Annotated in this window: 21 protein-coding genes; 11 read left to right on the top strand and 10 right to left on the bottom strand. The window is 59.5% G+C overall.

The features are described from left to right. Positions 1-160: 160 nt before the first annotated feature. From xdhA to DW349_RS04105, 9 genes are all read left to right on the top strand, one after another. Entirely contained in the window at positions 161-1,603 is a 1,443-nt protein-coding gene (gene xdhA / locus DW349_RS04145) for a xanthine dehydrogenase small subunit (RefSeq protein ID WP_108126272.1), read from the top strand. Next, entirely contained in the window at positions 1,596-3,938 is a 2,343-nt protein-coding gene (xdhB, locus tag DW349_RS04140) for a xanthine dehydrogenase molybdopterin binding subunit (protein WP_108126271.1), read from the top strand. The genes xdhA and xdhB overlap by 8 nt, the downstream gene beginning before the upstream one ends. Beyond that, positions 3,935-4,783: a xanthine dehydrogenase accessory protein XdhC gene (gene xdhC, locus DW349_RS04135; RefSeq protein WP_108126270.1), complete on the top strand. Its 849-nt coding sequence runs from the start codon at positions 3,935-3,937 to the stop codon at positions 4,781-4,783. Before xdhB ends, xdhC begins: the two co-directional genes overlap by 4 nt. Continuing rightward, positions 4,780-5,301 (top strand): 2-oxo-4-hydroxy-4-carboxy-5-ureidoimidazoline decarboxylase, encoded by a 522-nt coding sequence (uraD, locus tag DW349_RS04130; protein WP_108126269.1) that lies wholly within the window; start codon positions 4,780-4,782, stop codon positions 5,299-5,301. The genes xdhC and uraD overlap by 4 nt, the downstream gene beginning before the upstream one ends. 30 nt (positions 5,302-5,331) lie before the next feature. Further along, positions 5,332-5,661: a hydroxyisourate hydrolase gene (gene uraH, locus DW349_RS04125; RefSeq protein ID WP_108126268.1), complete on the top strand. Its 330-nt coding sequence runs from the start codon at positions 5,332-5,334 to the stop codon at positions 5,659-5,661. After that, positions 5,661-6,869: a urate hydroxylase PuuD gene (locus DW349_RS04120; RefSeq protein ID WP_108126267.1), complete on the top strand. Its 1,209-nt coding sequence runs from the start codon at positions 5,661-5,663 to the stop codon at positions 6,867-6,869. The genes uraH and DW349_RS04120 overlap by 1 nt, the downstream gene beginning before the upstream one ends. Positions 6,870-6,960: 91 nt before the next feature. Beyond that, entirely contained in the window at positions 6,961-8,490 is a 1,530-nt protein-coding gene (locus DW349_RS04115; protein ID WP_108126266.1) for an HDOD domain-containing protein, read from the top strand. Beyond that, entirely contained in the window at positions 8,487-9,347 is an 861-nt protein-coding gene (gene asd, locus DW349_RS04110; RefSeq protein WP_108126265.1) for an archaetidylserine decarboxylase, read from the top strand. Before DW349_RS04115 ends, asd begins: the two co-directional genes overlap by 4 nt. 69 nt (positions 9,348-9,416) lie before the next feature. Next, positions 9,417-9,944: a ProQ/FINO family protein gene (locus tag DW349_RS04105; RefSeq protein WP_108126264.1), complete on the top strand. Its 528-nt coding sequence runs from the start codon at positions 9,417-9,419 to the stop codon at positions 9,942-9,944. Between the two features lie 28 nt (positions 9,945-9,972). On the opposite strand, the gene epmA is transcribed toward DW349_RS04105, so the two are convergent. The 7 genes from epmA to DW349_RS04070 all read right to left on the bottom strand — a co-directional run bounded on the left by epmA (position 9,973) and on the right by DW349_RS04070 (position 16,195). Continuing rightward, entirely contained in the window at positions 9,973-10,914 is a 942-nt protein-coding gene (epmA, locus tag DW349_RS04100) for an EF-P lysine aminoacylase EpmA (protein WP_108126299.1), read from the bottom strand. A gap of 59 nt (positions 10,915-10,973) precedes the next feature. Then, entirely contained in the window at positions 10,974-11,432 is a 459-nt protein-coding gene (locus tag DW349_RS04095) for an arsenate reductase/protein-tyrosine-phosphatase family protein (protein WP_108126263.1), read from the bottom strand. A 49-nt stretch (positions 11,433-11,481) separates the two neighbouring features. Further along, positions 11,482-12,240 (bottom strand): amino acid ABC transporter ATP-binding protein, encoded by a 759-nt coding sequence (locus DW349_RS04090; protein ID WP_198650536.1) that lies wholly within the window; start codon positions 12,238-12,240, stop codon positions 11,482-11,484. A gap of 24 nt (positions 12,241-12,264) precedes the next feature. Then, on the bottom strand, positions 12,265-12,816 hold the full coding sequence (locus DW349_RS04085) for a protein-tyrosine phosphatase family protein (RefSeq protein ID WP_157954392.1): 552 nt from the start codon (positions 12,814-12,816) through the stop codon (positions 12,265-12,267). Between the two features lie 28 nt (positions 12,817-12,844). Next, entirely contained in the window at positions 12,845-13,846 is a 1,002-nt protein-coding gene (locus tag DW349_RS04080; protein ID WP_157954391.1) for a type 2 periplasmic-binding domain-containing protein, read from the bottom strand. A gap of 121 nt (positions 13,847-13,967) precedes the next feature. Continuing rightward, complete coding sequence (locus DW349_RS04075) at positions 13,968-15,083, bottom strand: amino acid ABC transporter permease (protein WP_108126259.1); 1,116 nt, start codon at positions 15,081-15,083, stop codon at positions 13,968-13,970. Beyond that, complete coding sequence (locus DW349_RS04070) at positions 15,080-16,195, bottom strand: amino acid ABC transporter permease (protein WP_157954390.1); 1,116 nt, start codon at positions 16,193-16,195, stop codon at positions 15,080-15,082. The genes DW349_RS04075 and DW349_RS04070 overlap by 4 nt, the downstream gene beginning before the upstream one ends. A gap of 265 nt (positions 16,196-16,460) precedes the next feature. Here DW349_RS04070 and DW349_RS04065 point away from each other — a divergent pair, with 265 nt between their 5' ends. After that, the gene (locus DW349_RS04065; protein ID WP_108126257.1) at positions 16,461-17,099 is read left to right on the top strand and encodes a GntR family transcriptional regulator; all 639 of its coding nucleotides are present in this window, start codon (positions 16,461-16,463) and stop codon (positions 17,097-17,099) included. Between the two features lie 45 nt (positions 17,100-17,144). Here DW349_RS04065 and efp read toward each other — a convergent pair whose 3' ends face one another. Then, entirely contained in the window at positions 17,145-17,723 is a 579-nt protein-coding gene (efp, locus tag DW349_RS04060) for an elongation factor P (protein WP_108126256.1), read from the bottom strand. 62 nt (positions 17,724-17,785) lie between these two features. Between efp and epmB the strand changes: the two genes are divergently transcribed. Then, positions 17,786-18,799, top strand: coding sequence for an EF-P beta-lysylation protein EpmB (epmB, locus tag DW349_RS04055; protein WP_232819352.1), 1,014 nt, complete (start codon positions 17,786-17,788; stop codon positions 18,797-18,799). Here epmB and serB read toward each other — a convergent pair. Continuing rightward, a complete protein-coding gene (gene serB, locus DW349_RS04050) occupies positions 18,793-20,004 on the bottom strand; it encodes a phosphoserine phosphatase SerB (protein WP_269801848.1) in 1,212 nt (403 codons plus the stop codon). The genes epmB and serB overlap by 7 nt on opposite strands. A gap of 22 nt (positions 20,005-20,026) precedes the next feature. Further along, a complete protein-coding gene (locus DW349_RS17450; protein WP_198650528.1) occupies positions 20,027-20,203 on the bottom strand; it encodes a hypothetical protein in 177 nt (58 codons plus the stop codon). Positions 20,204-20,232: the final 29 nt, after the last annotated feature.

Below are 20,232 nucleotides of genomic sequence, written 5' to 3'. Positions count from 1 at the left end.
CCGGTTTAAAACCGGCCGGGCAACGCAACCGCCGGCCCCCTCTCGCTTTTTGCATTTCCTGACCGCTCGGTCATATTATGGTCTTCAATTTGCATTGCCCAATGAACCATAACAGGCGCAGACAGCCGTGTTCGTCTGCCCGATAACAGCGAGTCATGGCATGACCACCTTCTTATTGAACCGGACGCGCATCGACCTGCCGACCACCGACCCGGACCAGACCCTACTCGAATACCTGCGTCTGGACGCCCACCTGACCGGCACCAAAGAAGGCTGCGCCTCGGGCGATTGCGGTGCCTGCACCGTGGTTGTCGGCGAACGCACCGAAGCGGGGCTGCGCTATCGCGCCATCAACAGTTGCATCACTTTCGTACACAGTCTGAATGGCAAGCAGGTACTCACCGTCGAACATCTGGCCGACAGCGGCCAGTTGCATCCGGTGCAGGAGGCGATGGTGAAACACCACGGCTCGCAATGCGGTTTCTGCACGCCGGGCTTCATCATGAGTCTGTTCGCGCTCTATCACTGCGATGTCGCGCCCGACCGCGACGCTGTGTTGAACGCCCTGTCCGGCAACCTGTGCCGCTGCACCGGCTACCGGCCGATCATCGACGCGGCGCTGGACTTGTTGCAGCAACGCCACGGCGACCGCTTCAGCCTGGCCGCCGCCGACATCGAAGCCGAACTCAAGGCACTGCCAGCGGCGCCGAACGACGACGGCATCGGTTTCTGGCAACCGCACAACCGGGCCGAACTGGGCGCAATCATCAAAGCGCAACCGGACGCCCGTTTCAGTGCCGGCAGCACCGACCTGGCGCTGGAGAAAACCCAACTGGTGAGACCGCTGCCGGCGTTGATCGACCTGACTCAGGTTGCCGAACTGCAACTGCTGACTGTCGATCCCAACTGGATCAACATCGGCGCGGCCGTTACCTACGCCGATCTGGCACCGGCACTGCTGGCCGATTACCCCGAAGCGCGCGAGTGGCTGGAACGCCTCGGTTCCACGCCGATTCGTAACCGCGGCACGCTGGGCGGCAATCTCGGCAATGCTTCGCCGATTGGTGATACACCGCCGCTGCTGATCGCGCTCGGCGCTGAAGTCACGCTGGCGAGCCAGACCGGCGAACGCCGCCTGCCGGTCACCGAACTGATCACCGGCTATCGCCAGACCGTGCTGCACACTGGCGAGTGGATTGACACCGTTCATATTCCACGCCGCCGCCCGAATGCCTTCGTCCGCGCCTACAAGATTTCCAAACGCTTCGAGGATGACATTTCCACCGTCTGCGCCTGTTTCTATTTAGAACGCGATGGCGACCAAATCAGCGCGCTGCGTGCCGGTTTCGGCGGCTTGGCGGCAACGCCGCTGGCGTTAAAAAACTGGACCGACGCGCTGCTTGGTCAGTCCTGGTCTAACCTGGATGTCGAAGCGACCGCCGCCAATCTGGCTGCGCGCCTGCACCCCATCGACGACGTGCGCGCCAGCGCTCAATACCGCGTCACCGTCACCGCCAATCTGTGGCGGCGGTTTGTGCTCGAATCGAAAGGCGGCGCCGAGCCGCTGCGCGTCGCCAACCCGGGAGTCTTCCACCATGCGTAAACTCACCGACGCCCTGCTCAAACCCGGCCAGACCCCCGGCCAGGCCGGCCAGCCGGTCGAACACGACAGCGCCCGTCGCCAAGTCGCAGGAACGGCACGCTATATCGACGACCTGCCGGAACCGGCCGGTTTGCTGCACGCGGCTGTCGGCCAGGCTGATGTCGCCGCTGGCATTTTGAAATCATTGCAACTGGATGCCGTGCGTAACGCGCCCGGCGTGCAGCGCGTCATCACCGTCGCCGACGTGCCCGGCCACACCGACATCGGCGCGGTGTTTGGTGGCGATCCTGTGTTGGCCGAAGAGCGCATTCTGTTCCACGGCCAGCCGTTGTTTGCCGTCGCCGCCGACCGCTTCGAACAGGCGCGACTGGCCGTTAAAAGTGCGGTTTGGGAGATCGAACCCAGCGACGCCATTCTCAGCGTCGAGCAGGCGCGCGCCCAAAACGCCGACGTCGGCAAGCCGGTGCATTTCCGCAATGGCGACGCCGACAGCGCCATGAACACCGCGCCGCATCAACTGAGCGGTCGCATTCAGATTGGCGGACAGGAACATTTTTATCTGGAAGGCCAGGTCAGTCTGGTGATTCCCGAAGAAGACGGCGGCATGCTGGTGTATTGCTCCAGCCAGCATCCGTCGGAAGTGCAGAAACTGGTTGCCGAAGTGCTGGGCATTTCGTTCAACAAAGTCACCGTCGATGTGCGCCGTATGGGCGGCGCCTTTGGCGGCAAGGAAAGCCAGGCGGCGCAGTGGGCCTGCATTGCGGCGCTGCTGGCGCACCACACCGGCCGGCCGGTAAAACTGCGCTTGCCGCGCAGCGTCGACATGACCGCCACCGGCAAACGCCACCCGTTCGACAACCGCTGGCACCTGGGTTTCGACGACGCCGGTGTGATTCAGGCCGCCAAGATTGAGATCAACGGTTTCTGCGGTTATTCGCCGGATTTGTCCAACGCCATTGTCGACCGCGCCATGTTTCACGCCGACAACGGCTATTTCCTCGGCGCTTCAGCCATCGACGGTTACCGCTGTTTCACCAACACCGTGTCGCACACTGCCTTTCGCGGCTTCGGCGGCCCGCAAGGCATGATGACGATTGAGGCGGCGATGGACGACATCGCCCGGCATCGCGGTGAAGACCCGCTGACGATCCGCAAACGCAACCTCTACGGCCGCGGCGAGCGCGATGTCACGCCGTACCAGATGACGGTTGAAGACAACATCCTGCCCGAGTTGATCGAGCGGCTGGAAAGCACCAGCGAATACTGGACGCGCCGCGCCGCCATCGCCGAGTTCAACCAACGCAGCCCCATCATCAAAAAAGGCCTGGCGCTGACGCCGGTGAAATTCGGCATTTCCTTTACCGCCAAGCACCTGAACCAGGCCGGTGCGCTGGTGCACGTCTACACCGACGGTTCGATTCATCTGAACCACGGCGGCACCGAAATGGGCCAGGGTTTGTACACCAAGGTGGCGCAGATTGTCGCCAGCGAATTCGGCGTCGCGCTGGACACGGTTCAGGTCTCCGCCACCCGCACCGACAAGGTGCCGAACACCTCGCCGACGGCGGCTTCCAGCGGCACCGATCTGAACGGCAAGGCGGCACAAAACGCGGCGCGGGCGATTAAACAACGGCTCACCGAATTCGCCAGCGACCACTACGGCGTGCGCCCGGATCAGGTTCAGTTTGCTGATGGGCAAGTGAAAATTGGCAGCGAGCAATTCAGCTTCGCCGAACTGGTGCAAACCGCTTATTTGAATCGCATTTCACTGTCGGCCAACGGCTTCTATCGCACGCCGAAACTGGAGTGGGACGCGCAAAACGGTCGTGGCCGGCCGTTCTTTTATTTCGCCTACGGCGCGTCCTGTTCGGAAGTCAGCATCGATACCTTGACCGGCGAATACTCGGTTGATCGCGTCGATGTGTTGCACGACGTCGGCGACAGCATCAACCCGGCGCTCGACCTTGGCCAGATCGAAGGCGGCTTTATTCAGGGCATGGGCTGGCTGACCAGCGAAGAACTGAAATGGGACGCGGCCGGCCGTCTGCTGACCAACAGCCCGGCCAACTACAAGATTCCCGCCATCGGCGATACGCCGCCGATTTTCAACGTCGCGCTCTACCCGCAACCGAACCGCGAAGACACGGTGTTCAAATCGAAAGCCGTCGGCGAACCGCCGTTGATGCTGCCGATCAGCGTCTGGTGTGCATTGCGCGACGCCATCGCCAGCGTCGCCGATTACCAAATCAGCCCGGCGCTCGACACGCCCGCCACGCCCGAACGCGTGCTGATGGCCGTCGAAGCACTGAAAGAACACACCAAGGTGAGCGCATGAAACGGCATTGGCGCTGGTTCGAAGCCCTTAACGAGTTGCAGCAAAACGGCGAGCCGCTGGTGTTGATCACCGTGCTCGCCACCGCCGGTTCCACGCCGCGCGACGCCGCCACCAAGATGGTGGTTACCGCCGGCGAACAATGGGACACCATCGGCGGCGGCAATCTCGAATTCCAGGCGATTGCCCGCGCCCGCGAACTGCTGGCCGGCGGAAGCGCGCGCACCGAAGTCGAGCAGATCGAACTCGGTGCCAGTCGCGGCCAATGTTGTGGCGGCGCCGCGCAATTGCTGTTTGAAGTGCTGGTCAGCAGCCGCCAACCGTTGGCGATATTCGGCGCCGGCCATGTGGCCCAGCGCTTGCTACCGATTCTGGCGCCGCTGGATTTGCAACTGAGCTGGATCGATTCCCGGCCCGACTGGCTGGCCGACGCCCCGGCCGGTGTCACCACCGACTGCCTCGCCAACCCGGTCGACGCCATCGCCGATCTGCCCGAGCACAGTTGGGTGTTGATTCTGACGCACAACCATCAGCTCGATTTCGAACTGGTGCAGGCAGCGCTGAAACGGCCGGATATCGGTTACCTCGGCGTTATCGGTTCGGCCACCAAAGCGAAACGTTTCCGCCAGCGCCTGGCGCATCGCGGTTGGTCGCAGGCCGACATCGAACGGATGCTGTGCCCGGTCGGCGTGCTCGACATTCCCGGCAAACGACCGGCGGAAGTGGCGGTGTCGATTGCCGCTCAGTTGATTCAACGGTTGCACGCCAACACCGCGCAACCGGCGAAAAAAGCCACCGGCCTGAACTGGCCGCAAAGCCGGTCACTGAACCAGGAACCCAGTGAATGACCTTGGACGAACTCAACGCCCTGCCGGCCGATCAGATGGCGGCGTTTTTGCGCACCACCTGCACCGCCGAACGCTGGATCGAACGGATGGTTGCCGCACGCCCGTTCAAACACCGCACTGACTTGCTCGACAGCGCCCGCATCCACTGGGCCGGCACCAACGCCGATGACTGGCGCGAGGCATTCGAAGGCCACCCGATGATCGGCGACATCAACAGCCTGCGCGCCAAATATCACGCCAGCAAAGACCTTTCCAACGCCGAGCAGTCCGGCGCTATCGGTGCGTCCGAAGCCACCTTGCAAGCGCTCGCAGACGGCAACAAGGCCTACCTGAAACGCCACGGCTTTATTTTTATCGTCTTCGCCAGCGGCAAAACCGCCGAACAAATGCTCGAGTTGCTCAACGCCCGCATTAACAACAGCACCGACCAGGAACTGAAACTGGCGGCGGCGCAGCAACTGAAAATCACCTTGAAGCGGTTGGACGAGGCGGTACTGGACAACGAACCGGCAACCTGAATTCGCGCTCAAAACAAGAAGGGGAAACGCATGAGTCACAGCCTGTCCACTCACGTGCTGGACACCACGCTCGGCCAGCCGGCACGCGGCATGAAACTGACGCTGTGCGACGCCGAAGGCACCGTTATCGCCGCAGGCGTCACCAACGATGACGGTCGCTTTGGCGACTGGCCCGACGGCGGTTTTGCCGACGGCATTTATCGGCTCACCTTTCACACCGGCGATTACCTGAACGCCACCCACGGCCAGGCGTTTTATCCCGAGGCCACCGTCTGCTTTCAACTGAGCGGCGCGGACGCGCACTATCACGTGCCGTTGCTGGTCAGTCCCTTTGGCTATTCCACCTATCGAGGCAGTTAATGGACGTCTTTTTCGCCGAATGGGTCAGCCTGTTTTTGCGCTGGTTTCATGTCATCGCCGGCGTCGCCTGGATCGGCGCGTCGTTTTATTTTATCTGGCTGGATAACCACCTGACCGAGCCGCCACAGTGGAAAAAAGACGCCGGTATCGGCGGTGATTTGTGGGCCATTCACGGCGGCGGGTTTTACGAAGTCGCCAAATACAAAGTCGGCCCGAAACAGATGCCGGAACATTTGCACTGGTTCAAATGGGAGGCCTACACCACCTGGATCACCGGCATGCTGTTGCTGACCTGGGTGTATTACTTCGGCGCACAAGCCTATTTGATTGACCCCAACGTGCTGCCACTGAGCACCGGCCGCGCCGTGCTGTACGGCCTCGGTTTTCTGCTCGCCGGCTGGCTGATTTACGACGCCTTGTGCCGCACCCGGCTGGTCGAAAGCCGCTGGTTCGGCGTGCTGATTTTCGCCATCGGTTGCGGCTTCGCCTGGCTGCTGACGCACACCTTTTCCGGACGCGGCGCTTTTATTCACATGGGCGCGCTGATCGGCACCATCATGGTCGCCAACGTTTTCTTCAAGATCATTCCCGGCCAGCGCAAGATGGTCGCCGCTGTCGCCGCCGGTGAACTGCCGGACCCGAAACCGGGCCTCACCGGCAAACAACGCAGCGTGCACAACAACTATTTCACGTTGCCGGTCATCTTTTTGATGATCAGTAACCACTACCCGATGACCTATCAAGGCGACGACAGCTGGCTGATTCTGATGGCCATCATCGCCATCAGTGTGTGCGTGCGGCATTACTTCAATCTGGCGCATCGCGGCCAACGCCAGCCGGCCTATCTGGTCGCCGCGGCGCTGGCCTTTGTGTTGATGGCGGCGATTCTGAGCTGGCCGAAAGCCACCGCATCGGCCAATACCGCCAGCAGCGCACACAGCGAAGCAACGCCAGTGATGTCCGACGCCGACGCTTTGGCCTTGGTCCAAACCCGCTGCGCCAGTTGCCATTCCGCCGCGCCGACCGATTCGATGTTTCCCACAGCGCCGCTGGGCGTCATGCTCGACGACCTGGCGCAGATTGAGCGGTGGTCCGGCCGCATTACCCAGCGCGCGGTCGTCACTCGTGACATGCCGTTTTTGAACCGCACCCAGATGACCGACGCCGAACGCCAGGCGTTGGGCGACTGGTTAAAACAGCGTTTTTGAACCACACTGAGGAGTGGGTTGGACGCTGGGATTGCCGACCCACCCCGACACGATCGGGGCCTGATTTTGATTTGGACCCGACGACCACCGGATGACCACTTCCAACCTCTGGCTTGAACGCATCCAAGCCGCCACTTTGCCCGCTCTGTTGCCAATCAGCGCCTTGCCGTCACCCGAGGCGGCGCTGTCGGCGTGGAATCTCGCCATGCGCGAAGACCCGCTGCTGGCGCTGCAAATCATGGGGCAGGCCAACCGCATTTTCGCCCGGCGCGATCAACAACTGACCACGCTGGACCACGCCGTCGCCGTGCTCGGCGTGCAGCGGCTCATGAACCTGAACCGCGCCATTCCGCGCATCAGCCCCGGCAGCACCGCTTATCGCGGCTTACGGCTGAACATCGGCGACAGTCTGGTCGCGGCGCAATTGATGAAACAGTGGTTCGAATTGCGCCGCCTGCCCTGGGGCGAATCCGATTACTGGAGCGTGCTGTATCACAACCTGGGTTATTGGGCGTTGTGGCTGCTGGAGCCGCAGAAAATGGAAGCCTTCGAGCAACGCTCAACCGAAGGCCGCAACCGCACCGAACTGGTCGAAAACCTGATCGAACAACCGCTGACACTCTGGAACAAACGCCTGAGCCGCACGCTCAGTCTGCCGCCAGCGCCGGATTGCCTGAGCGCCGACGACCTCGACCAGATTCGCGAACGGCTGCCCGATCTGCGCAGCCAATACGTCGCCGCCCTGCTGCCGCTGAGCCATGAATTGGCGTATCAACTGCGCTTGTCGTGGCAATCGCCGGCGCTGGATCGGTTGTGCAAGATCGGCGCGACCGCCCTCGGCATCGACGATTTTCGCGACCGATTAAAAGTCTGGGTGCCCAACGCCGCGCGTCAGATCCGGCTGAGCGAAGCCGGCAGCGCCGCCCGCCTGCTGCTCGCCCAGCAACCATCGTTAAGCAAAGCCGGAACACCGGCCGCCGCACCGTTGCACCGCGATCCGCGCCTTGCGGAAACGGAAGACACGCGGCCGCCGCCAAAACCCGAACCCCGCGCCCGGGTCGCAGCCACCAAGCCAGCCGCACCGCCGCCAGCGTCGGTAACCGTGGCCACCAAACGGCGCGCGCTCAATCCCGACGTGTTGGAAGACGCCCGCACCCGCCTACGCCGACCGATCGACATGACGCGCAGCGAGATTCACAAAACCGCACTGGAAGGCCTGCAATCCGGCCTCGGCCTGAGCCGCATCGTGCTGCTGAACATGCACAACGGCATCTGGCAGGCGACGCGCACCGCCGGTTGCAGTTATTATTTGCTGCTGCGCAATTTGCGCCTGCCGCTGCTCAACAACCCGGTGATGCAGGAATTCAGCCGACGCACCGCCGCCTTCTGGCTGAACGACAGCAACCGCGACAAAGGCCGCCAAACCTTGCCGGCGGATTTGTTGAAAGCCGCGGCCGACGAAGCGTTCTTTTTGCGCTCGTTCAAAGTCGGCAACGCCGTGCCTTTTTTGGTTTACGCCGACGCCAAGGACGACGACGAAGAATTAAACGAACACGACTACCGTCTGTTCCGCGACTTTTGTGCCGACTGGAACAACGCCCTGACCCGGAATCCAAAATGAGTGCTTTCTCCGAACGCCTGTTCGTCGCCAGCCAATATCTGGCGCCGCATCATCTGTTGTCGCGTGTTGTCGGCCGTCTCGCCGCCAGCGAATGGGCGCCGATACGGCGCAGTTTTATCGGCCTGTTTGCGCGTCGTTTTCAGGTCAACATGAGCGAAGCCGAACGCGAAAATCTGAGCGAATACCGCAACTTCAACGACTTCTTCACGCGTGCATTAAAAGCCGACGCCCGCCCGTTACCGACCGATGCCAACCGCCTGATTTGCCCGGTTGACGGCGCCGTCAGCCAGGCTGGCGCCATCGAAGCCGGGCGTATTTTCCAGGCCAAAGGCCGCGATTACAGCCTGACCGAATTGCTCGGCGGCGATGCCGACCAGGCCAAAACCTTTCGCGACGGCCGCTTTGCCACGCTGTATTTATCGCCGCGCGATTACCACCGCATTCACATGCCGTGCGACGCCCAACTGATTCGCACCACCTTTGTTCCGGGCCGGTTGTTCAGCGTTAACGGCGTCACCGCCGAGCACGTACCGAATCTGTTCGCGCGCAACGAACGGCTGGTGTGCGAATTCAACACAGCAAAAGGCCGCATGATTCTGGTACTGGTCGGCGCCATGATTGTTGCCAGCATCGAAACCGTTTGGGCGGGCATCGTCGCCCCGGCCGGTTCGCGTATTCAGCATCGTCACTTCGGCGACGCAGGGCCGAGCTTCAAACGCGGCGACGAAATGGGCCGGTTCCGTCTCGGTAGCACCGTCATCGCCGTATTCGAAGCGGGCGCCCTGGAATGGGACGCCGCCATCAGTGCCGGTCAGCCGGTGCGATTGGGTCAACCACTCAATGCGACCAATTCCTGAGCGAGGCCTATGGAATCGGCTTTTTAAAGCCGGTATCCTGCGCCGTTCAATAAGCTTGCCGGACAGACCATGACCGACGAAAACACCCAGGGAACACCCGCTCAGCAACCGACTTCTGAGGCCACGAACAGCGCCAAGAAAAAGAAGACGGACGCGCAGCGAAAAAAAGAGTTTGAAGCCAACCGCCAGGCCATGGACGAACTGTGTGAGCTGTACCCGAATGCTTTCAACCCACGTCAGCCCAAGCCGCTGAAAATCGGCATTCATGAAACGCTGGCGGAAGACGGCAAGCTGTCGAAAACACGCATTCGCCGCGCGTTGAATGTTTACGTGCGGTTGCGTTCTTACTACGCCTGCATGGTGGAAGGTGCCGACCGGGTGAGCATCGACGGCAGCGCCGCTGGCACCGTCAGCGCCGAAGACGCCGGTCACGCCAAGGAAAAACTCGACGCCATCGACAAGCGCCGCGCCGAACGCACCGCCAAGGCCAAACCCAAAGCGAAGAAAGCACCGCGACCGAAGGCTCCAGCTAAAGCTCAGGAAGAACGTTTGCAGCGCAAACTCGAAGCCTTGGTTAACAAGCCCAAGAACGACTGAATTGCACGACTAAATTGCACGACTGAATTCAGGCGCGCGAACGATCAAACGGCAGGACCGCTTCAATGCGGTCTTCGCCCAAAATCCGCATCAATAACCGATCCACACCCAGCGCCACCCCAGCGCATTCCGGTAAACCCGACCGCAACGCCGCCAGCAACCGCTCGTCCATTTCCGCCGCAGGCAAACCCTGCGCTGCACGCCGTTGTTGATCGGCCGCAAAACGCCGCTGTTGTTCATCGGCGTCGGTCAATTCGAAATAGCCGTTGGCTAATTCCAACCCGCCCCAGTACAACTCAAACCGCCGCGCCAGCGTCAGCCCATCGACTTCAACAAAACGCGCCAACGCCGCCTGGCTGGCCGGGTAGAGCGCAATAAAGGTCAGTTGATCGGCTGGCAGCGACGGCTCCACCACCAGCGCCATCAAGGCATCGAGGCAATCGTCGCGCGACCAACCGTGGCTGTCGGCCGACAAATGTTGTTGCACCGCCGACTTCAACTCGTCGAGTTCAGCGCGATGTGGATCGGGCAAGCCGGCACGCACAAAGGCGTCGGCGTAACTGCGTTGTTCAACCTTGAGTTCCGGTTGGCCGGCCAGGTGCCGACACAGTTGCGCGACTTCGTCCATCAATTGCCGATCGTCCCAACCGAGCCGATACCATTCGAGCAAGGTGAACTCGGCATTGTGACGCGGCCCGCTTTCGTCTTGCCGAAACACGTGACCGAGCTGATAACAATCGCCAATGCCCGCCGCCAATAACCGCTTCATCGCGTACTCGGGCGAGGTCTGCAAAAAGCCACCGTCGGTGGTGCGGATGTTCGCCAGATTCACATCGGTGATGCCCTGGTTCGACAACAGCGGCGTATCGACTTCCAACACCGAACGCTCGGCGAAAAAGGCGCGAATATCGGCCAAGCAACGCGCACGGCGTTGCAGATTGTGCAGTGAAGCGGTCGGTTGCCAGGTCATCAAAAACATCCACGTCGTTCGGTGGCGGCATTGTTGACCATCGCGGCAACGGCCGCCAGTTACAACTGCGTCACCTGCTGTAAGCGCTGCGGAATCAAAGTCAGAAAATCCATCACCAATTGGTGATAACGCGCCTGACCCCGACCCAGCGGGTCGTCGATGTCCGCGTTCGGATGCAGCGGATACACCAGCGGCAAGCGTGCGTCCGGTGTCGATTCGAGCAAGTCGGTTACCCGGCGGTGATGCAGTGCCGTCATGGTAAACACGATGTCGCAGTTGCTCAGTAATTCGCGCGACAGCCGTTGGCTGCGGCCGGAAAAACCGATGCACTGATGGGCCAGAGCGGTGATGGCCTCGGGCGTGGTCGGGCTGGCGGTATCGGCATCGGTACCGGCCGAAGCGACACGAATCAACCGCGACAACGGCGACGCCTGCTGCGCCAGCCAGTGCCGGGCCACAGCCTCGGCCATAGGGGAGCGACAGGTGTTGCCGCTGCAAATAAATAAGATCGAAATCATTCCATTGGCTTATTGCTAAATCGAAACTGAATCGAAACGAACAACGGCATTAATGCGCCAGTATCTGACTCAAAAACTGTTGCGTTCGCGGCGACTGCGGATGGTCGAAAAATTCATGCGGTGCGTTTTGTTCGACGATCTCGCCGGCGTCCATAAACACCACCCGATCGGCGACTCGTTTGGCGAACCCCATTTCGTGCGTCACACACAACATGGTGATCTGTTCTTCGGCGAGCGCGACCATGACATCGAGCACTTCCTTGATCATTTCCGGATCCAGTGCCGATGTCGGTTCATCAAACAAAATCACTTTCGGGTTCATACACAGCGTGCGGGCGATGGCCGCGCGCTGCTGCTGGCCGCCGGATAATTGCGACGGCAACTTGTGCGCCTGATCGGCAATTTTGACCCGACGCAAAAACGCCATGGCGTTTTCAATGGCGTCGGCCTGCGGCATTTTGCGCACCCAAATCGGTGCCAGCGTGCAGTTCTCCAACACCGTTAAATGCGGGTACAAATTAAAATGCTGAAACACCATCCCGACTTCCTGTCGCACCTTGTGAACCTGTTTTAAATTGCTGTTCAGTTCGATGCCGTCGACGACAATGCGCCCATCCTGATGTTCTTCCAGTCGGTTGATGCAACGAATCAACGTCGACTTGCCGGAGCCGGACGGGCCGCAAATCACAATGCGTTCGCCGGTCGCGACACTCAGGTTGATGTTCTTCAACACCTGAAACTGGTCGAACCATTTGTTCATGCCGATCACGTCAATGATCGGCGCTGCTGTCTGCTGTTCGCTGTGCATAAACACACCTTTGGCCGTCATGATTCAGGATCCCACCCAGGCTTCCTGTCGCGGATTTTCAATGGCTTCGGGCAGTCGCTGGCGCACCCAGGCAATCGCCTGGTCCGGCGTCATGCCGGCATTCGCCAGCAGATCGGCCGCCATCATGCCGGAGCGCCCAATGCCCGACAGGCAGCTCAGACCGATCAGTTGCCCTTGTTGCAACAACGTTTGCAGGTCCGCCTGTTGCTGCTGCCAGCGTTCGGCCGTCGTAGCGTCCGGGATGCCGAAATCCGTGATCGGCAGCCAACAAAATTCGATGCCGTTTTGCCGCGCTGTCTGCTGTGTTTGCGCCAATGCATCGGCCGGTACATCGTCTTCATGGACAAAGGAATAAAACCGTCGGCAGCCGTGTTGATAGAGCTGATCGAACCGTTCGTTTTGTTCAACAGGATCGATGTAACTGAGGCTGTCAGCCCCCATCAGCAAACCAGGAAAGCCCAACAAGGCGAGGCGACCGCCAGCCGTGGCAGGCACCTCAACCGTCACCCAGGCCGGAGCGTCGGCGTTAAATTCGTTCGACTGATCATCGGACATGCTGCGTCGCTCCGGTTGCGCTGAAGGGTTAACGGACAGGGTGCGGATACTGCAAACCGCCATCGCTGGCCAGGGCATTGAACGTGCCCTCGCGGCCGATGTTCAGCGCGGTCTGCGCGCCCAGGTGCCGGTCGTACACTTCGCCGTAGTTACCCACCTGCTTGATGATCTGATAGCTCCAGTCACGCGGCAGACCGAGTGCGTCGGCCATTTCGCCAGCCGCCGAATCGGCACTGAACATGCGCTGCACGTCGCTCGGTTGGGCGTCGAGATTGGCCATGACCTGATCGATGTTAGCCGAGCTCACACCGTACTGTTCCGCGTTCAACATCACTTGAAACGCCCAGTAAATAACCGACTCCAATTCCTGATCCGGGCGCGCAACCAACGTCAGCGGTTCGGCGGAAATAATTTCCGGCAGCAACATGAAATCGTCCGGGTTGGATGCCAGTTGGCGGTCGGATGCCAGGGCCGTTAAATCGCTGGCCAAGACGTCACATTTTCCAGCAAAGAACGCCTGCAAACGGGCATTTTTGTCGTTGATGTTTTCGACCTTGTAATCCATGCCGCGATCACCAAACCAGTCGGCAATGTTAGACAGTGTGGTCGAGCCTTCTTCGGCGCAAACGGTTGCGCCTTCCAGTTCCGTTGCCGACCGGATACCCAAGGCTTTCGGCACCAGGAAACCCTGGCCGTCGTAGAAGGTGGTGGCAACAAAGGCCATGCCTGGGTTCACATCGCGGGTGCCGGTGCGGGTAATGCTGCGCGACGCCATGTGCGCACCCTGGGCGACGATGGTTCTCATGCTGTCGGAGAAACCAATGCCGCGAATACTGGCTTTGTTGACGTCGCCAAAAATGGCGGCGGCGGTCATGCGGCAAAAATCGGTATTAAAGCCCTGGAACACACCCTGGCTGTCGGGCACGGAAAAGCCCGGCGAGTTCGGGTTGACCAGACAAATCAATTGATCTTGCGCTTTAATATCGTCCAACACTGCACCCGCCTGAGCGCTGTTTATGGACAAAGTCATGGCGGCAGCCGCCGTAAAAACTGCAGCAAAATATTTCATCTTAGCGATCCTTTATTGGGTTATTTGGATAAATTTTAAGATGGTTCGTTTACCGTGATTGCTGAGTCGTTGAGCATTCTTGTTATGAATTTTTTTGGGTTCTTTCCAGCCGCCGACTGTAGGTCGACAGGCACAAACAAGTACTGAAATACCAAAGCGCCACCAGGCAATACGCCTCCACGCCATAGTGCTGCCACTGCGGTTCGCTGTAGGCCATTTTGGCGGTGGTCATGATGTCGTGAATGCCGAGGATGACGACCAAAGAGGTGTCTTTATAAGCGCCCAACAGGGCGTTCATATTGCCGGGCATGGCGCGTTTCAAAGCTTGAGGCAGGACGATCAGTCGCATGCTTTGCCAGTAGCTGAACCCTTGTGAGGCAGCCGCTTCGCGCTGGCCGTTGGGAACGGCCTGCAAACCGCTGCGTACTTCTTCGGCAAAGTACGCAGCGTGGAAAAAAATCAACACAATTAAGGTGGTGAACAAAGGATCGAGACTGAACCCCTGGGGCAACATCAAAGGCAGAATAAACAGCCCCATAAATAGCACCATGACCATCGGTATGCCGCGCACAATTTCGATGTACGCCACGGCCACGGAGCTGATCACCGGATAGTCTTTTTGAAACCGCGCCAGTGCCAGCAATACACCCAATGGAAAGGCGCCCAGGACACTGAATACCGACAGCATCAACAACACCGGCAAGCCGTTCCACTGAATCGACGCCACCGGCGCCAGGCCCAGTTCTCCACCTTGCATCAGCATAAAGAAAGCGAGGCTGCCGAGCGTCCAGGCCACCACCAGCGCCCGTGAATACAAGGCCCGTATCATGCTGGCGGCCACCAAACCGATCAGCAGTACACACGCCAGCGCCGGGCGCCATTGTTCGTCGAACGGATAAGTGCCAAACAGAATCAGCCGGGCTTTTTCGCGAATAAAAGGCCAGCAGGCGCCGCTGGCGGTGCGGCACAATTCCGCATCGCTCCAGAAACCGACCGCATTCCAACTGAACCAACCGACAACCGCTGGCACCCAGCGCAATAAAAAGCCCGCAACCAACAACGTAATCACGGTATCCAGTGGCGTCCGGAATAGCCGGTGCCGACACCAGGACAGCGCGATCATTCCGCATGCGCGAAACGCGGCGCTGATCGATCCGGCTTCAACCGGCAAAGCTGCAGAAATGGACGACAATTTCATGCTTTCTCCAGCCGCATACGACGGTTGTACAGATTGATCAACAGCGTGACGACCAGACAGATGCTGAGATAAATCAGCGCCGCAATGGACATCAATTCGATTGGCCGAAACGTCTGGTTAATGGCCGTATTCATCACCGACACCAGATCGGAAAAACCCACCGCCAGACCGATCGAGGTATTTTTTGTGATGTTCAGATATTGGTTGCCCATCGATGGAATGATGACCCGCAGCGCTTGTGGCAATACCACCAGGCGCATCACTTGCAGATAGGTCAACCCGCTCGACCGGGCAGCTTCTTCCTGGCCTTTGGAGACTGACTGAATACCGCCGCGCACCAGCTCCGCCACCTGCCCGCCGTGATACACACTCAACGCCAGTGCCAACACCAGAAACTGCACTGAAATTCGCCCGCCACCGGAAAAATCGAAGCCTTGCAAACGAGGAATTTCAAAGACGTAGTGCACATTGAACAGCAGCGACGATAACCACCAGACCAGACACAATAACGCCAGTCCCGGCCAGAAAATGGGCCAGCGCTGGCCGGTTTTTTGTTGGTGATGAATGACAAAGCGTCGATAGACAAACAACAGCAACACCGTCACCAGCAGCGCGATCAAGACGCTGTGCATGTGCGGCTGCCAAATCAAAGCGGGGAAATAAAACGCCCGGTTGGACAGATGAAATACACCCAGAATATCAACCGCCTGTCGGACCGGCGGCAGTTGATTAATGGTCAGAATGTAGAGCGTAAGCAGGATCAGCAATTTGGGTAGATTGCGCATCACTTCGACGTACACATAAGCCAGCGTGCTGCCCAACCAATTCTGGCTGGTTCTGAGCATGCCCATCACCGTGCCCAGTACCGTTGCGCCCACGATGCAGACGGCCGACAGCGCCAGGGTATTGAGGACCCCCACCCAGAGTGCACGGCCGTAACTGCGACCGGCGTCGTAATCGATCAGACTTTCGTTGACGTCAAAACCGGCCTGGCGGCCTAAAAAGCCATAGTCGATGTGGATGCCAACAGCCGCCAGGTTCTGCACGATATTGACGCCGGCGATATAGACAACGGCCACCAGCAACAGCACCAACAGGCTCTGAAAAAGCACGGTGCGAACGCCTTTATGACTCAGCCACATCATCGCTGTACCCCGTTTACTATGCCGGATTGGCGCGGTCTAGATTAACCAAATGGGTCACTGTCTGCGCATTCAAACTAGCGGATCGGCAACCTGTATACAAGTATACACACGCAAATTTTTGGACTGCAATCCCGGTCATGAAAAATTCATCTGCGGGCTTTAGGAGTATCCGTGTGCCGACTTTTTTGATTAGAATCGCCAGCGACCTTCAAGCGCCACTGACCGGGAACCCATGACCAAATCCGCCAACATTCACAAACTGGACGCCATCTGCAACGACGTCCGCAAGCGCATTTGCATAGGCGAATTCCAGGGTGGTGAGGTGTTGTTCGAGGAAAAACTGGCGAAGGAATTTGAAGTCAGCCGGACGCCGATTCGTCAGGTATTGCATCGGCTGGCATTGGAACGTTTTGTTGAAACCAAGTCGGGCGTCGGCACGCTGATCATTCCCGCCGACCGCACCAATTTCCGCGATGACCTGACGGTGTTAGTCGATATTTTGAAGATCACCGCCGAGCTTGGCCCGCTGCCGCTGGACGATGATGATCGCCTTGAATTGGCGGCGTTGTCTCAGCTCAGCAAGATGCTGGTGAAGCAATTTTCCGTCGGTACGTTCTGGACGGTGTGCTATCGCTACAACGATTTAATTCGCCACAAAATCCGCCACGATTTACTCAGCGACACCTTTCATATTCTGTTCTGCCGCGTCTATCGCAGCCTGTTGCTGAACCAGCAGGAAAACGGCGCAACTCTGGCAAAAAATCTAATGCAGGAATTGCAGGCAGCGCTGTTACAAAGTGAACAAGGCGACGATGCCGCGCCGCTGTTCAGGTTGCGATTGGAACAGCTAAGCGCTTTGTCTGCTCCATAAAAAAAAGGCCGCACGATGCGGCCTTTTTTGTACCCGAAACGCGGATCAATCGGACTGTTTGGCCCGGCTGATGTATTCGCGGGTGCGGGTATCAACGCGGATTTTTTCGCCCTGGTTCAGGAACAAAGGCACGCGCACGACAGCACCGGTCGACAGGGTTGCCGGCTTGGAACCACCGGTGGCAGTGTCGCCTTTCAAACCCGGATCGGTTTCAACGATTTCGAGTTCAATGTGGTTCGGCGGGGTGACCGAAATCGGATCGCCGTTGTACAGGCAGACCACGTAGGTTTCCTGTTCTTTCAGCCAATCCTTGGTGTCACCCACGGCGCTGGCGTCGGCCGGCAATTGTTCGAAGGAACCGTCGGTCTTCATGAAGTGCCAGAATTCGCCGTCCTCGTAGAGGTATTCCATGTCGATGTCCATGACATCGGCGGATTCGACGGATTCACCGGACTTAAAAGTCCGCTCCCACGTACGACCGGTTTTCAGGTTCTTCAGTTTGACCCGGTTGAAGGCCTGGCCTTTACCCGGTTTCACAAACTCGTTATCGACGATGGTGCAGGGATCGCCCTCGAGCATCACTTTCAGCCCTGCACGGAATTCATTGGTAGAATAGGAGGCCATTGACCCGTCCTGATTGCCTGGAAATTCAAGAGGAGCGTATGTTAACCGAGTTCGAGCCCGCTGTGGACTCCCCCACCCTGATTTCGATCAACGCCCTTCCTGACTGGCAATCCGAACTGAAAAACGCCGTGCGCTCGGTGTCACAGTTGCTGGATTTGCTGGGTTTAACCGCCGCCGATCTGGACAACCCTGCGCTGGCTAACGCCGATTTTCCGCTGCGCGTACCGCTAAGCTTTGTGCGCCGTATGCGTCTGAAAGACCCGCACGATCCGCTGTTGCGTCAGGTGTTGCCGACCGAGGCTGAAATCGACCCGCAACCGGGTTTTCAGGACGATCCGCTGGCCGAACGTGACCACGCGCCCGCGCCGGGCATCGTCCATAAATATCAGGGCCGCGCTTTGGTGATTGCCACTCAGGCCTGCGCGGTGCATTGCCGTTACTGCTTCCGCCAGCATTTTCCCTACGCCGACAACCGACTCAGCCCGACGCAATGGCAACAGGCGCTCGACTATCTGGCGAGCCAGCCCGAGCTGCATGAAGTGATTCTGAGCGGCGGCGATCCGCTCAGTCTGCCCAACGACCGACTGGCCGATCTGATCGCCGATCTGGAACGCTTGCCGAACCTGACCACGCTGCGCATTCACAGTCGCACGCCGATTGTGTTGCCGTCGCGCGTCGATGCAGGCTTGGTGCGTTTGCTCGAACAGACGCGGCTGAAAACCGTGCTGGTGGTGCACGCCAATCACGCGCATGAAATCAACGACGAAGTGCGTCAGGCGTTGGCGCCGTTGCGGCAAGCCGGCACGGTGTTGCTGAATCAGGCGGTGTTGTTGGCGGGGGTGAACGATTCGCTGGCGGCGTTAACCGACTTAAGCCAGGCCTTGTTCAACGCCGATGTGCTGCCCTATTACCTGCACCAGCTCGACCCGGTGCGCGGCGCGGCGCATTTCGATGTGCCGGATGCGCGCGGGCAACAATTGTGGCGGGAATTGCAGGCGTCCTTGCCGGGGTATCTGGTGCCGAGACTGGTGCGCGAAGTGCCGGGCGATGCCGGCAAGCGCTGGCTGAATCAGTAGATGTCCTGATCGCGGAAACCGAGCAGATACAAAACGCCGTCCAGGCCCAAAGTCGAGATCGAATGCCGCGCGCTTTCGCGCACCAGCGGTTTGGCGCGGAAGGCGATGCCGAGGCCAGCTTCAGACAACATCGGCAAATCATTCGCGCCGTCGCCAACGGCGATGGTCTGTTCCAGCCGAATGCCTTCACGCTGCGCCAGTTCGCGCAGCAATTGCGCTTTGCGTGTGCCGTCGACGATGGTGCCTTTTACCTGGCCGGTCAGCTTGCCGTCGACAAAGTCCAGCTCATTGGCGAATACATAATCGATGCCCAACTTACGTTGGATATGCTCACCAAAATAATTAAAACCGCCGGACAAAATGGCGGTTTTAAAACCGTAGGCTTTCAGTGTACGAATCAGCCGTTCGGCGCCTTCGGTCAGCGGCAGGCGTTCGGCGATACCGGCCAGTACGCTTTCATCCAGTCCTTTTAATAACGCCAGGCGTTCACGGAAACTGGCTTGGAAATCCAGCTCGCCGGCCATGGCACGTTCGGTGATGTCGGCGACTTGGTCGCCAACGCCTGCGGCGCGCGCCAGTTCGTCGATGACTTCGGTTTCGATCAAGGTTGAATCCATGTCGAAACAGACCAGCCTGCGGTTGCGGCGGTACACGGTGTCGAGCTGGAAGGCGACGTCGATGTCAAAGCGCGCGCTGATGTCGAGAAACGCCTGGCGCAACGCGGCATCGTCGGTCGGTTGGCCGCGCAACGTCAATTCGATGCAGGCCTGGCCAACGTCGTCGGCCTGGTCGAGCGCGATGCGGCCGGTCAGGCGAGTGATGTCCTGAATGTTCAGCCCTTGCCTGGAGACTTCGCGCGATACCCAGGCCAGTTGTTCGGCGCTGATGCGGCGCGCCAGCAGCGTCAGCACATAACGGTCTTTGCCTTGCTGGCTGACCCAGTCGGCGTAGGCGTCGTCGGTAACGGGGGTGAAGCGGGCGTCGATGCCCAGTTCGTGGGCGCGGAACAGAACGTCTTTCAGCAGGGCGGCGGTGTCGGCGTCGGCCGGCAGTTGCAGCAGCATGCCGAGCGACACCTGATCGTGAATCACGGATTGCCCTAAATCCAACACAGTGACGCCGTACTGGGCCAGCGTCTGGGACAGGTCGGCGGTCAGACCGGGGCGGTCGTGACCACTGACCTTCAGCATCAAGATGCTACTCAAGGCAGAGCTCCGTCGGTTGGGCTCAGCCCTTCAGGGATTCCAGGGTTTGCAGCGCTTTGTCGGCAACCTGATCGAGCTTGGCGATCAGATCTTCGGTTTCGTGGGTCGACAGCGCACGGTAACGATCCGGGCCCATCAGAAACAGACCTTGTTTGATTTCCTGCAACTGGGCGGCCAGTTGGTTGGCAGCATCACTCATGGGGCGTCCTCTCAGATCAATCGATTCAG

The sequence above is a fragment of the Saccharospirillum mangrovi genome (genome assembly GCF_003367315.1).
In the GTDB taxonomy this organism is placed as follows: Bacteria; Pseudomonadota; Gammaproteobacteria; order Pseudomonadales; family Natronospirillaceae; genus Saccharospirillum; species Saccharospirillum mangrovi.
This window is presented reverse-complemented; position numbering and strand designations above follow the sequence as displayed.